13 protein-coding genes and 1 pseudogene are annotated in these 12,144 nt (G+C 71.2%); 10 read left to right on the forward strand and 4 right to left on the reverse strand.

Translation table 11 applies throughout. The annotated features are described in order from the left end of the window. Positions 1 to 119: 119 nt before the first annotated feature. The 3 genes from OOK34_RS34190 to OOK34_RS34200 are packed head-to-tail and all read left to right on the forward strand — an operon-like array spanning position 120 to position 1,588. Positions 120 to 527: a VOC family protein gene (locus tag OOK34_RS34190; protein ID WP_267038055.1), complete on the forward strand. Its 408-nt coding sequence runs from the start codon at positions 120 to 122 to the stop codon at positions 525 to 527. Next, a complete protein-coding gene (locus OOK34_RS34195) occupies positions 524 to 1,231 on the forward strand; it encodes an NADPH-dependent F420 reductase (protein ID WP_267038056.1) in 708 nt (235 codons plus the stop codon). The genes OOK34_RS34190 and OOK34_RS34195 overlap by 4 nt, the downstream gene beginning before the upstream one ends. Positions 1,232 to 1,264: 33 nt before the next feature. Next, entirely contained in the window at positions 1,265 to 1,588 is a 324-nt protein-coding gene (locus tag OOK34_RS34200; RefSeq protein WP_267038057.1) for a TfoX/Sxy family protein, read from the forward strand. Positions 1,589 to 1,624: 36 nt separating this feature from the next. Here the strand turns inward: OOK34_RS34200 and OOK34_RS34205 are convergent, their stop codons facing one another. Beyond that, positions 1,625 to 2,632, reverse strand: coding sequence for a YafY family protein (locus OOK34_RS34205; protein ID WP_267038058.1), 1,008 nt, complete (start codon positions 2,630 to 2,632; stop codon positions 1,625 to 1,627). 298 nt (positions 2,633 to 2,930) lie between these two features. Between OOK34_RS34205 and OOK34_RS34210 the strand changes: the two genes are divergently transcribed. The 3 genes from OOK34_RS34210 to OOK34_RS34220 all read left to right on the forward strand — a co-directional run bounded on the left by OOK34_RS34210 (position 2,931) and on the right by OOK34_RS34220 (position 5,185). Continuing rightward, the gene (locus OOK34_RS34210; RefSeq protein ID WP_267038059.1) at positions 2,931 to 3,341 is read left to right on the forward strand and encodes a VOC family protein; all 411 of its coding nucleotides are present in this window, start codon (positions 2,931 to 2,933) and stop codon (positions 3,339 to 3,341) included. Between the two features lie 245 nt (positions 3,342 to 3,586). Next, a complete protein-coding gene (locus OOK34_RS34215) occupies positions 3,587 to 3,985 on the forward strand; it encodes a VOC family protein (RefSeq protein WP_267038060.1) in 399 nt (132 codons plus the stop codon). 9 nt (positions 3,986 to 3,994) lie between these two features. Continuing rightward, the gene (locus OOK34_RS34220) at positions 3,995 to 5,185 is read left to right on the forward strand and encodes a winged helix DNA-binding domain-containing protein (RefSeq protein WP_267038061.1); all 1,191 of its coding nucleotides are present in this window, start codon (positions 3,995 to 3,997) and stop codon (positions 5,183 to 5,185) included. Positions 5,186 to 5,728: 543 nt separating this feature from the next. Here the strand turns inward: OOK34_RS34220 and OOK34_RS35530 are convergent. From OOK34_RS35530 to OOK34_RS34235, 3 genes and pseudogenes are all read right to left on the reverse strand, one after another. Beyond that, positions 5,729 to 6,440 (reverse strand): annotated as a pseudogene (locus OOK34_RS35530) (tyrosine-type recombinase/integrase). Further along, positions 6,397 to 6,969 carry a hypothetical protein gene (locus OOK34_RS34230; RefSeq protein WP_267038063.1) on the reverse strand — a complete coding sequence of 191 codons (573 nt, stop codon included), beginning with the start codon at positions 6,967 to 6,969 and terminating at the stop codon, positions 6,397 to 6,399. Before OOK34_RS34230 ends, OOK34_RS35530 begins: the two are co-directional and overlap by 44 nt. A gap of 72 nt (positions 6,970 to 7,041) precedes the next feature. Continuing rightward, positions 7,042 to 7,629, reverse strand: coding sequence for a GNAT family N-acetyltransferase (locus OOK34_RS34235; protein WP_267038064.1), 588 nt, complete (start codon positions 7,627 to 7,629; stop codon positions 7,042 to 7,044). A 183-nt stretch (positions 7,630 to 7,812) separates the two neighbouring features. Here OOK34_RS34235 and OOK34_RS34240 point away from each other — a divergent pair, with 183 nt between their 5' ends. From OOK34_RS34240 to OOK34_RS34255, 4 genes are read left to right on the forward strand one after another with little or no spacing between them, the layout of a single operon-like run. Continuing rightward, a complete protein-coding gene (locus OOK34_RS34240; RefSeq protein WP_267038065.1) occupies positions 7,813 to 9,129 on the forward strand; it encodes an ATP-grasp domain-containing protein in 1,317 nt (438 codons plus the stop codon). Then, on the forward strand, positions 9,126 to 9,959 hold the full coding sequence (locus OOK34_RS34245; RefSeq protein WP_267038066.1) for a DUF364 domain-containing protein: 834 nt from the start codon (positions 9,126 to 9,128) through the stop codon (positions 9,957 to 9,959). Before OOK34_RS34240 ends, OOK34_RS34245 begins: the two co-directional genes overlap by 4 nt. Further along, complete coding sequence (locus tag OOK34_RS34250) at positions 9,956 to 11,077, forward strand: PLP-dependent cysteine synthase family protein (RefSeq protein WP_267038067.1); 1,122 nt, start codon at positions 9,956 to 9,958, stop codon at positions 11,075 to 11,077. The genes OOK34_RS34245 and OOK34_RS34250 overlap by 4 nt, the downstream gene beginning before the upstream one ends. Next, entirely contained in the window at positions 11,074 to 12,132 is a 1,059-nt protein-coding gene (locus OOK34_RS34255; protein ID WP_267038068.1) for a dipeptide epimerase, read from the forward strand. Before OOK34_RS34250 ends, OOK34_RS34255 begins: the two co-directional genes overlap by 4 nt. Positions 12,133 to 12,144 lie beyond the last annotated feature (12 nt).

Here is a 12,144-nt window from a genome sequence, read left to right on the forward strand (position 1 = left end):
TGTGGTCAGGCTCCTTCTCGGTGTACGGGTCACTCTCGCATCACTCTACTGGTACGGACGTCCGTACTGATGCTATGGTGGTGGAGTAGTCGGCGGGGGGCCTGCGAACGGAGAGAGTCATGGCAAGCAACGCACACCCCCTGAACCTGGTGGACGTCACCGTCCCCCACGAGGCGCACGACGACGCCCGCCGCTTCTACCTGGACGCCTTCGGCTGGACCGTCGAGGCGGACATCCCGGGCTACCCGATCATGGGGACCGGCCCGGGAGGCGCCCAGGTCGGGCTGATGTGGGAGGGCAACCCGCAGTCCGGCGACCTGTCGAAGTTCTGGCAGACCGGCAAGGCGGTGCCCTTCCTCGGGACCGAGGACATCGAGGCCACTCTCGCCGAGGTCGAGCGGCACGGCGGCAAGGTCGCCGCACCGGCGCGGCAGACCGGCCCCGTCAAGGTCGCGGTCTTCGAGGACCCGTGGGGCAACCACTGGTTCCTGTGCGAGAACGGCAACGCGAACGGAGTGTCGGCATGAAGATCGCAGTCCTCGGCACCGGCGGCGGAGGCCGCGCGCACGCCGCCAAGCTCTCAGAACTCGGCCACGACGTCGTCGTCGGCACTCGCGACCCCCAGGTCACGCTCGGCCGCACCGAGCCCGACTTCATGGGCACCCCGCCGTTCGGACAGTGGCTCGCCGGCCACCCCGGCATCGAGCTCCTGACCTTTGGCGAAGCGGCCCGAACCGCCGACCTCGTGATCAACGGGATCGACGGCGCCAACGCGGTAAGGGAACTCACCGCGATCAGCGAACACCTGGCCGGCAAGACCCTCATGGACTACGCCGTCCCCTTCATCTACAACCCGGAGCGGGAACACCCCTGGCCCACGCCATGGGGGGTGATGCCCGCCCTGGACCCGGTGGACTCCGACAGCCTGGGCGAGCGCATCCAGCGCGCCCTGCCCGAGACGAAAGTGGTCAAGGCCTGCGTCACCCAGGAGCAGGACACAGTCGTCGAACCCCAGGCCATCGGCGGCGGCGATCACACGATGTTCCTCGCCGGCGAGGACGCCGACGCCAAGGAGCAGGTCGCCGCGCTGCTGCGGGCCTACGGCTGGCAGGACGTCCTCGACCTCGGGCCGATCGTCTCCTCGAGGGGAATGGAAATGTACGCCCACATGCACAGCGCCATCCAATTCGCGCTCGGCGGCGCCCGCTTCGGCATCAAGGTCGTCCGCTGACCGGGACGGCGTCCCGTGAGAGAGGTTGTGGCCATGGCTTTTGACGAGGTTCTGGCGGAGCGGATCAAGGAGCGGCTGGAGCCGGAGGGGGTGACTGCGAAGAAGATGTTCGGCGGGATCACCTTCCTCCTGCAGGGCAATGCGCTGGCCAATCTGTACGAGGAGGGCCTGATGGTGCGCGTCGGCCCGGACGGGATGGACGAGGCCCTGGCCCGCCCCGGCACCAAGCAGCTGGTGTTCCGCGGCAAGGAGCAGCAGGGCTGGGTGGTGCTGGCCGAGGAGACCCTGGACGACGAGGTCCTCGACGACTGGCTGACGTGGGCCATGGAGGTCACCGCGGAGCTGCCGCCCAAGTAGCCCGGCCGGCCCGGCCGCCCGCGGCGCCGAGAACCGTCAGCAGTCCTCGGTGCTGTTCTCGTCGTGCCGGGTGAGGGCTCGGGCGGCACGCAGCAGGCGCCGGCCCGACCGCTCCAGGTAGGGGGCGAGCTCGGGGGTGCCGTGGACGGTGTCGTCGGGTCCGAGGTCGATGCCCAGGAGTTGTTGGGCGATGTGGCGGGGGTTGTTGGCGGTCAGGTCGATGGCGCTGCTGTGAGCGTCGAGGGCGCGGACGCGGCCGGGGAGGGAGTAGGTGCGGGCGCGCACGGTGTCGGCGTCGGCGGGCACGGTGGCGTGGAAGGTGTAGCGGGCCGGGGCGCCGGCCAGGCGCTCGGCGACGTACGCGGCCGCATCCGGGGCGGGCAGCTCGCGGGGGGTGACACGGTGGCCGGTGGGGGCCGGGTCGGTGATGCGGTCCACGCGGAACAGCCGCCACTGCTCGTGCTCGATGTCGTACGCGACCAGGTACCAGACGGGGTCGGCGGCGACCAGGGCGTGCGGCTCGACGCGGCGCTGTCCGAGCGCCCCGCCGCCGGTCCTGTAGGTGAAAGCGACGATCTCGTGGTCGCGGCAGGCGGCGGCCAGGGTGGCCAGCGTGGAGGGATCCGCCGTAGGGCCGGTACTCCACGGCAGCGGGAGCGGGGCGGTGGTGGCCTGGATGGCGGCGACCTGGTGGCGCAGGCGGACGGGCAGCACCTGTTCCAGCTTGGCCAGGGCGCGCACAGCGGTCTCCTCGATCCCCGCCACACCGGCGGCGGCCGTGCGCAGGGCGACGGCGATGGCCACGGCTTCCTCGTCGTCCAGCAGGAGGGGCGGCATGGCGGCACCGGCGGCCAGGCGGTAGCCGCCGGCCTGGCCGGTGGTGCCTTCGACCGGGTAGCCCAGCGCGCGCAGCCGGTCGATGTCGCGGCGGATGGTGCGCAGAGTGACATCCAGGCGTTCGGCGAGTTCGGTGCCGGACCAGGTGCGGCGGGTCTGGAGCAGGGACAGCAGGCGCAGCATGCGGGCGGGCAGGTCCTGGGTCATGTCTTTCAGACTGCCAGGCATTAGTGACGCGAGGTGTCCTAAAGGGGCTCTACCGTCGAAAACATCCAAGCGGTGAGGAACCGCCTCGGCGGTCGGCAAGACCACCCCTTCCCGAGCCGGGATCTCCGTAGTCCCGGGGCGCCGCCAGCTGGACGGGGAGTAGAGGTTCCCGCCCGCAGGCGGGTGGAGCACGGGTACAACCGATGGCCGTCTGGGGCTTGCGGTTCCTCACCAATGAAGACAGCACCTCCTCACTGACCGTGGGGTCAGATGTGCTGCGTACGAAGGGAAAAAGATCATGATTACTGGAGTGAACACGGTCACCGTCTGGGTGCTGGACCAGGACTCGGCCAAGACGTTCTTCACCGAGAAGCTCGGCCTTCAGGTGCGCACCGACATGCCGCTGGGCGAGGGCATGCGCTGGGTGACCGTGGGCCCCGAAGACCAGCCGGAGGTGCAGCTCACGCTGATGGTTCCCGGAGCGCCGGCGCAGGACCCGGAGTCCGCCGAGCAGCTCAAGTCGCTGCTGGCCAAGGGCGCACTCGTCGGCTGCACGTTCACCGTCGAGGACTGCCACGCGGCCTTCAAGGAGCTGTCCGCGCGGGGGGTGACCTTCATCCAGGAGCCGCAGCAGAAGCCGTGGGGCGCCTCCGCGGTCTTCCGCGACGACTCCGGTACCTGGCACGAGATCCTGCAGCCGCACAACTAACGCGACGACCCGGCCGGCCGGCCGGAACTCCTGGCCGTCCCATCGGGCGGCCAAGTGCAGCTCACGTCGCCCACCGCCGGGAGGGCAGGCAGCCCTCCCGGCGCCCCGGCATCCGCTCGCCTTCCGCGAGCGGGCGGTCAACCAGCCTGGACCGACCAGGCCTCGGCCCCCCCCGCCCCGTCGAGGCTGCCCCCCTTCGGCCCACCCGCATCCGAGCGCACCGGCCGCCAGAACAGAGGAACCCCATGACCCGCACCAACAATCCGACGCCCCTGGACGGGAAGATCATGTGCCAGGCGATGTGGGCCCGTGACGGCCGCGTGCTGGCCGACTTCTATGCCACCGCACTGGGTACGGAGGTCAGCCAGACCTACCCGGGCCCGCAGGGTGACCCCGTCGCCTTCGCGTTCCACCTCGGCCGCTCGATGTACCTCTTCTACACCTCCGAGACCTTCGCTGCCCCCAACTGGCCCGAGGAGGACCTGCCCTTCCACATGGACCTGACCTTCCCCGACGTCCGGGCCGCCGAGCAGCAGCTGCTCCGGATGGGCGCCACCAAACCCGCCCACCAGCCGGGCGGAAAACACTGGACGATCCTGCTCGACCCCTCCGGCCAGCCGTTCTGCATCCACCAGGCCCGCTGACCCGCTGCCATGACGACCGCCCTGCCCCGCATCACCGCCGCCCAGCGCCGCGCCCGTCTCGCCCGGCTGCAGCTGCTGGCCCCCTCCGCCCGCGTGCACACCGCTCACGAGGTGGCCGGGGCCCTCATCGGCCTGCACGCCACCGATCCCGCGACCGTCTTCCTCGCCGCGGCCGCCCGCATGTCCGGGCCCACTGTCGACGCCATCGACCAGGCCCTCTACCAGCGGGCGGCCGACGGGCCGGCCATGGAGCGCGTACGGTGCATGCGCCGGACCATGTTCGTCGTCCCCGCCCGCCTCGCACCCGCCGTACGATCCGCGACCGTCCAGAACACCGACCGCCTCCGGGCCGACTCGATGGACAAGCTGTGTCAGGCCCTCGGCTGGGACCACCGGCGCTACACCGCCGCGGAACAGGACACCCTCGCCGCGATGGCGGCACGCGGCGAGGCGACCGCCGCCCAGTTGGCCGCGGACGTGCCCGCCCTGCGCGAGCAGCTGATCATCTTTCCCGGCAAGGCGTACGAGTCCCGCCAGCGCGTCAGCGCAACCGTCCTCGGCGTCCTCGCGGCCGAAGGCCGCATCCGCCGCTCCCGGCCGGCCGGATCGTGGACCTCGGCACAGTTCCGCTGGGCGCCCGCCCAGCCGCTGCCCGCCGTGCCGGCCACCGAGGCGAGAACCACACTGGCCCGGCACTACCTCGCGGCCTTCGGACCGGCAACGGCCGACGATGTGAAGTGGTGGACCGGCTGGAACCTCCGCGACACCCGCAAGGCCATCGCCGCCACCGGCGCCCACGCCGTAGAACTCGACGAAGGCACCGGCTACCTCCTGCCCGAAGACCTCGAACCCCTCACGCCCTGCGAACCCGGCGCGGCACTGCTGCCCAGCCTCGACCCCACCCCGATGGGATGGCGCCACCGCCACTGGTATCTCGATCCCGCCCACACCGCCGCGCTGTTCGACCGCAACGGCAACATCGGCCCCACCATCTGGTGGAACGGCCGCATCATCGGAGCCTGGGCCCAAAACCCCGACGGACACATCAACCACCACCTCCTCACCGACCCGGGCACACTCGCCCGCACCGCCGTCAACGACGAGATCGACCGCCTGACCACCTTCCTTGCAACCACCCGCGTCACCCCCTGCTACCGCACTCCTCTCGAACGCCAACTCGCCCAGGAAACGCCGTCCTGACAACAACAGCCGCCTCCACACCCGACGGCGCCCACCCACGGGGAAGACCGGCGTGGACCAGGTATAGACCGTCACACGCGGCGATCTCACAAACGGACCCTTCCCGGAGCAAGATCGGAAACGGTCCGCGCGGATGGCCTGGACCGCCGATCCCCTCCCAACAGCGTTGCGGAGGATGGGGCTGTCCGTCGGCAGGGCCCAGCCGCGATGCGTGCAGAGTCGTTCTACCGCGTCGCCGAAGGGAAGGGCGATGCCCTCCGCGTTGGACGTGGTGCGCAGGGTCCTGCACTCCGGAGTGCAATGGAGCTTGCCCTTGCCTGACGCGGAGGCGTGACAACCGAGGGGATCTTTCCCGTCGGCCCCAGCGGGACATCCTCGGTGAACTTCCCACCGAGGGGAACGATGCTGCCCACCCTGGCTGCCTCGGAGGGTCTGCCGCGAGTGCTCCTCCGAGGCGCCCCTGGGGACCAGTTGGGGACCATACGGTGTGCGCGCTGGGGGTCAAGGGGTCGCAGGTTCAAATCCTGTCGTCCCGATCAGCGTTTACGCAGGTCGGAGGCCGTTCTCTCGCGCATGGGAGGGCGGCCTCTTCCATGCCCGGAATACTGGTGGTCGCATTGTGGTCGCACGCCCGCTTTGGGGTTGGTTGGCGGTGGGGTGGAAGCCGGTCGGGGCGGGGGAGCGGAGCCGGTTGAGGGCTTCGTGGAGGTGTTGGATGTGGTCGATGGTGTCGACGGCTTCGCGGGCGGCTTGTTGGGTGAGGTGGCTGTAGACGTTGGCGGTGGTCGAGAGGGTGGAGTGCCGCAGCGTCTTGGAGACGACGGTGAGGGGGACGCCGGCGGTGACGGTGATCGTGGCGGCCAGGTGCCGCAGGTCGTGAACGGTCACCTGCGGTACGCCGGCCTCTTTGGAGAGTTGCCGGAGCCCGGTCGAGGACGGTGTGGGGTCGCAGGGGTCGGCCGTCGGGTCTGCAGAAGACGAGTCCGGTGAATGGATCGCTGGGGTCGCTGTGGCGGCGGGCCCTTGACCGGGCCCGGTGCTCGAGTGCGGTGGCGACGCGGGGTGAGACGGCGACCCAGTTCCGACTGGTACGGGTCTTGGGCGTGGTGATGACGAGGTGGTTGTTGTCGATCGCGGAGAGCGTGCAACGTACATAGAGGACACGCTCGGCCAGGTGGACGTCGTCCCAGTGCAGACCGAGGGCCTCTCCTTTACGCATGCCGGTGCCGATGAGGAACTCGAACAGGTCGGCCATGTCCGGGTCTGCCTGATGGTGGGGATGGTGGACGGTGAAGTGCCGGGGGGCTGGCTGGGTTGTGGGCGAGGCGATGCTGGCGGAAGGCGTCGCCGAGGGCGCTGGAGAGGGTGGCAAGGCAGCGGTAGGGGGTGGTCTGGCCTCGGCCGGCGGCGAGCTCGCTGGTGACGAACGCGGCGATGTGCCGGTGCCCGAGCTCGTCCAGTTTCAGGGTCCCGAAGGCGGGGACGAGATCGTTGTGGACGTAGTCCCGGTAGCGGGCCATGGTGGTCGGCTTGAGCACGAGGGCCTTGGCGGCGAGCCAGGCGGTCAGGTAGTTGGCGACGCTCTGGTTCGGGCCGGCGTTGAACCCGTCCGCCTCGCCCTCCAAGAATCTCCGCAGCAACGCAAGGCGTCGCGGCAGCTGCACCTTCGGTAGATGCGGCCGCGCTCGCCGGTGGTACGCATGGGAATCGCCTCCAGGAGGCGGAGGAAGGGCCGACACCTCCGCAGAAGCCGATACGAGCAGCGCCGGCGTGGTCAGCAGCACGCCGTACGGGCACCTACCGCGCATGGGTGACTACGTACCCGGGCGGGCCCCGCAGGAGAAGTGCTTCGTTGGCTAGCTGCCGAATCGGTCGGCGGTGGCCGCCACGGGGATCGGGATTTCGAAGTGGACGGTCCCGTAGCCGCCGTGCTCGCCCGTTGTCCGGGCGTCGCAGACTTCCTCGGCGATGCTGCGCCAGAAGGCTTCCGCGCCGGGGATGTCGACGTTGGTGTGCAGGTAGATGGCGTCGTAGCCGGGGACGCCTGCGGCGAATTCGCAGGCTGTCCTGACCATGGCGCGGGCCAGTCCGTGCCTGCGGTGGTCCGGGCGCACGTACACCCGCAGGAGCTGCGCCGTGCGCCCCGAGGGGTAGCGCTCGGTGAGCCAGCGGGGGTGCGGGGGGTGGGCGGGGCCCCGGGAGTTGAGCGCGGTGGTGCCGACCACCTCTTCGCCGAGGACCGCCACGACGAGGGCGTGGCGCGGATGCGTGAGGTAGGTGCTGACGATGTCGACGACGTCGTCGTGCCATTGGGGTACGTACCCGTAGTCGAACTCCCGGTAGAACGTGTCGAGCATGACGCTCCGCGCGCCGGCTACGTCGTTCGGCCTGGCGTGCCGTACGACGTACGGCCCGGTCTCTTGCCCCTGCGGCAGGTCTCTCATGGCTCGGTGGCTCCCTTCCGGCACTCCGGTCTCGTGAGCGGCAGGCTATCGGAAATCCACTCTATTGGAAATGAAAACGATTTCAGGTAACTTCCTCCTCGGTTCGGTGCGGATGTCTCCCGTCAGGCAGTCCGCTTCGCAGGTATGCCTCGCGGTCGTGACGGCATTTTGAGAGGAAGTCCCTTGGCGCATCTGCTGGTTGTCGAGAGCTGGGTGGGGTCGATGAGCAGGCTGCTGCCCAGGGCGATCGGGGAGGGCGGGCACGAGTTCACGTTCGTCACCCGGGACCTGCACCACTACCTGCGCGGCGCCGGTTCCGACGGCCCGCACCCGCTGCTGGCGGCGCGCAACATCATCACCGCGGACACCAACGACATGGAGGAACTGCTGCCCCACCTGGAACGGCTGCACGCGGTGCTCGCCTTCGACGGGGTCGTCTCCTCCTGCGACTACTACCTGCCGGCCGTAGCCCGGATCGCCGAGCGGCTGGGCCTGCCCGGCCCAGCCGCCGAGGCCGTCGAGGCTGCCTGCCGCAAGGACCTGACCCGCCGGGTGCTGGCCGAGGCCGGGGTACCGGGCCCCCGCTTCGCGCTCTGCGCGGACACGGCACAAGCCGCGGCCGCCGCCCGGGAGATCGGCTATCCGCTGGTGGTCAAGCCGGTGGACCTGTGTGCCGGGATGCTGGTGCGAGAGGTCCGCGACGAGCGCGAGCTGGAGGCGGCCTGCCGGGCGCTGGAGGAGTTCCCGGTCAACGCGCGCGGGCAGGACCGCAGCCCCGTTCTCCTCCTCGAAGAACTGCTCACCGGCCCCGAGGTCAGCGTCGAGACCGTCTCCTTCGGCGGTGTCATCGGCGTGGTCGGTGTCACGGACAAGAGCATCGGTGGGGCGCCCGCCTTCATCGAGACCGGCCACATGTTTCCGGCGGGCATCACGCCGGAGTCGGAACGGGAAGCGGTCGATACGGCGGTGGCTGCGATCAAGGCCCTCGGTCTGGACCACGTCGTGTGCCACACCGAGATCAAACTGACGCCCGAGGGTCCCAAGGTGGTCGAGGTCAACCCCCGGCCCGCCGGCAACCGGATCACCGAACTCGTCCGGCACGTGACGGGCATCGACCTGGCCGCCGCCTGCGTGGACGTCGCCCTCGGCCGTACGCCCGATCTCACGCCGCGTGCGACCGGCGTGCACAGCGCCGCCATCGCCTTCCTGCTCCCCGACACCTCCGGCACCCTTGAGGGCATCGCGGGCGCCGACGAGGTCAGGGCGCAGCCCGGGGTCCTGGAGCTCACCCTTGCCGAGCCGGGCCGTGCGGTACGGGCCGCGACCAGCAACAACGAATACCTCGGCCACATCATGACCGCCGACACCCAGGGCAGTGGGGCGAGGGAAGCCGCCGAGCGGCTCCTCGCGCACCTGCACCCCACGTATGAAGAGTGTTCGGCTGAAGAGTGTCCGGCTGAAGAGCGTCCGTCCGAGCTGCCTTCGGTGGTGCCCGCATGACCGCACCCACCCTTCACGAGCCCGCCGTACGCACCATCGACCAGCTCGTCGAGGCGGTCCGCACCGGGACGTACGGTCCCGACCCCGCCCAGGAACGCATGGCGCTCGCCTTCACCACCGCCCAGGCGGTCCGCCACGCCGGCCGCAGCAGCGGCTACCGCAACGAGGTGCTCAGCCTGCGCCTCGACGCGGCCGTAGGGTCCTGCGCCGTGGAGCCGGGCGCCCTGCCCGCGGCGGCACTGGACGACTGTGTCGGAGCCTCGGTGGCCGAACTCCTCGGCCACCCGATGCTTCCCGTGCGGGTTGCCGCGCTCGACGCGTACCTGAGCCACGTACGCCCCCATACCCCCGACCATGGCGCCCGCCCTTACGCCCTACCGGCCGGCAGCTCCCTGCACCGGTCCCGAGCCCGCGCTCGCGCCGTGGTCGACCTGCTGCCCGCGAGCGGGATCCGCCGGGTCCTCGTCATCGGCGTGGTCAACTCCCTGCTGGAACAGCTGCGTGCGCGCGGCCTCGGATACGTGCCCTGCGACCTCAAGGGCGGCGCCACCGAGTGGGGCGAGCCGGTACGGACCGATGCCCTCGCGGAGCTGGAGCGCTGCGACGCCGTTCTCGCCTCCGGCATGACCCTCGGGAACGGGACCTTCCAGCCGCTGCTCGACCATGCCGCGGCCACCGGCAAGCCCCTGGTCATGTTCGCGCAGACCGGCAGCGCGGTCCTCCCGCGCTTCCTGGGCGCCGGGGTCAGCGCCGTGTCCGCCGAGCCGTACCCCTTCTTCTGGCTCGACGGCGGCCCGGGAGTCATCCACCGCTACGGAGGCACCCGGTGACCGTCGCACAACTGCTGTACCGGCCGCCGGTCCACAGTACGAACCCGGAGCTGCTGACGCTGGTCGGCCGCACCCCGCTCGCGCGGATCCGTACGGAACTGCCCTACGCCCACCCGGGCTTCTGGGCCAAGCTCGAATGCCTCGGCGCCGGCGGCATGAAGGCCCGGTCGGCCGTGTCCATGCTGCGCGGCGCCCGGCAGCGCGGCGAACTCCGCCCGGGCGCCACCGTGGTCGAATCCACCTCGGGGACCCTGGGGGTCGGTCTCGCCTTCGCCGGGCAGGCCCTCGGCCACCCGGTCGTCCTCGTCGGCGACGCCGAACTCGAATCCTCCATGCGGCAGTTGCTCCGCGCGTACGGCGCGCAGCTGGAGCTGGTGGACCGGCCCGCCGCCGAGGGCGGCTGGCAGGCGGCCCGGATCGCCCGGCTGCGCGAGGTTCTGGCCCGGATCCCGGACGCCTACTGGCCCGACCAGTACAACAACCCCGACAACGCCGCCGGCTACCTCTCCATGGCCGCCGAACTCAGCGGGCAGCTCGACCACTTGGACGTCCTGGTGTGCAGCGTCGGCACCGGCGGCCACAGCGCCGGGCTCATCGGCCCGCTCCGCCGCCGCTGGCCGAGGCTGAAGGTGATCGGCGTCGACTCCGTCGGCTCCGCCATCTTCGGCCAGCCCGCCCGCCCCCGCCTCATGCGCGGGCTCGGCAGCAGCATCCACCCGCGCAACGTCGCCCACCACGCCTTCGACGAGGTCCACTGGGTGGGCCCCGCCGAAGCGGTCGACGCCTGCCGCAGGCTGGCCCGTACCAGCTTCGTCAGCGGCGGCTGGAGCACCGGCGCCGTCGCACTCGTCTCGGCCTGGGCCGCCCGCGTCGAGGCCGGCGCGGTCGTCGCTACGGTCTTCCCTGACGGCCCGCACCGCTACCTCGGCACCGTCTACGACGACGACTTCTGTCACGCCCACGGCCTCGACCGGGCCGAACTCGCCCTGCGCCCCCTGGAGATCGCACACCCGTACGCGACCGAGGCCGTCGGCTGGACCCGCTGCCGCACCGTCGTCGACCCTCGCGCGGCCACCCGGCCGCACCTGCCCGCACCGACGCGGGGAGGTGCCGCATGAGACTCACCTGGCACACCACCGAACTGGAACTGGCCGAGCCGCTGCGCATCTCCCGCTCGGTGATGGCCCGCCGCGACGCCGTCTGGGTCGCGATCGAGCACGGCGGCCTGACCGGCTGGGGAGAAGTCGTCAGCAGCGACTTCCTCGGCCTGCCCACTGCTCGCATCCTCCGGCACCTCACCACGGCGCGCGCCGCCGTCGAGCACCTGCCCGACCCCGAGACCGCGTGGGACGAACACCTGGCCGACTCGCTGCCCGGCCTGCCGAAGCTGCCGGCCGGTGTGCTCGCCGGGCTGGAGGCAGCGCTGCTCGACCTGGTCGGCAAACGGGCCGGCCGGCCCGCCCACCAGCTGCTGGGCACGCACTCCGCTCCGGCCGCGCCTACCACCCGTACGATCGGTATCACCGCGCCCGTACCGGCCGCCGCACAAGCAGCCCGGCTCGCCATGAGCGGCTTCACCGCCCTCAAGGTCAAAGCGGGATCCCCCGATCCGGCCGAGGACCTCGCGCGCGTGGACGCCGTACGGACCGGAGCCCCCGGGGCGAGCCTGCTGCTCGACCCCAACGGAGCGTGGACCGAACGCCAGGCCCTCGGCCTGCTCCCGCGCTTCGCCGACCTCGGCGTCACCGCCGTGGAGCAGCCCATCGCGCCGGGCAGCCCCGATGCCCTCGCCCGGGTGGCCAAGGAATCCCCCATACCCGTCATCGCCGACGAGGACGCCGTCTCCTACGAGGACGCCGTCGCGCTCGCCGGACTGGTCCACGGCGTCAACGTCAAGCTCGCCAAGTGCGGCGGGGTACGGGCTGCCCTGCGCATCCACGAAGCCCTGCGCGGCAGCGGCACCGACCTGATGCTCGGCTGCCTCACCGCCAGCTCCCTCGGCATCGCCCCCGCCGTGCACCTCGCAGACCGGGCCCGCTGGGTGGACCTCGACGGGCACCTGCTGCTCGCCGACGACCCCTGGACCGGCATCGGCGGCACGGACGGCACCGTGCGGGCAGCCGACCGGGCCGGACTCGGCGTCAGACGGACCCACATGGCGGCCGTCCGGTGAAGATCCTCAGCT

Source organism: Streptomyces sp. NBC_00091 (assembly GCF_026343185.1).
Lineage (GTDB): Bacteria > Actinomycetota > Actinomycetes > Streptomycetales > Streptomycetaceae > Streptomyces.

Bases quoted from the DNA above. Each gene is read 5' to 3' on its own strand.
- OOK34_RS34245 (WP_267038066.1), top strand. From the start codon at position 9,126: ATGACCGCACCCACCCTTCACGAGCCCGCCGTACGCACCATCGACCAG.
- OOK34_RS34205 (WP_267038058.1), bottom strand. From the start codon at position 2,632: ATGACCCAGGACCTGCCCGCCCGCATGCTGCGCCTGCTGTCCCTGCTC.
- OOK34_RS34190 (WP_267038055.1), top strand. From the start codon at position 120: ATGGCAAGCAACGCACACCCCCTGAACCTGGTGGACGTCACCGTCCCC.
- OOK34_RS34255 (WP_267038068.1), top strand. From the start codon at position 11,074: ATGAGACTCACCTGGCACACCACCGAACTGGAACTGGCCGAGCCGCTG.
- OOK34_RS34220 (WP_267038061.1), top strand. From the start codon at position 3,995: ATGACGACCGCCCTGCCCCGCATCACCGCCGCCCAGCGCCGCGCCCGT.
- OOK34_RS34215 (WP_267038060.1), top strand. From the start codon at position 3,587: ATGACCCGCACCAACAATCCGACGCCCCTGGACGGGAAGATCATGTGC.
- OOK34_RS34235 (WP_267038064.1), bottom strand. From the start codon at position 7,629: ATGAGAGACCTGCCGCAGGGGCAAGAGACCGGGCCGTACGTCGTACGG.
- OOK34_RS34195 (WP_267038056.1), top strand. From the start codon at position 524: ATGAAGATCGCAGTCCTCGGCACCGGCGGCGGAGGCCGCGCGCACGCC.
- OOK34_RS34210 (WP_267038059.1), top strand. From the start codon at position 2,931: ATGATTACTGGAGTGAACACGGTCACCGTCTGGGTGCTGGACCAGGAC.
- OOK34_RS34200 (WP_267038057.1), top strand. From the start codon at position 1,265: ATGGCTTTTGACGAGGTTCTGGCGGAGCGGATCAAGGAGCGGCTGGAG.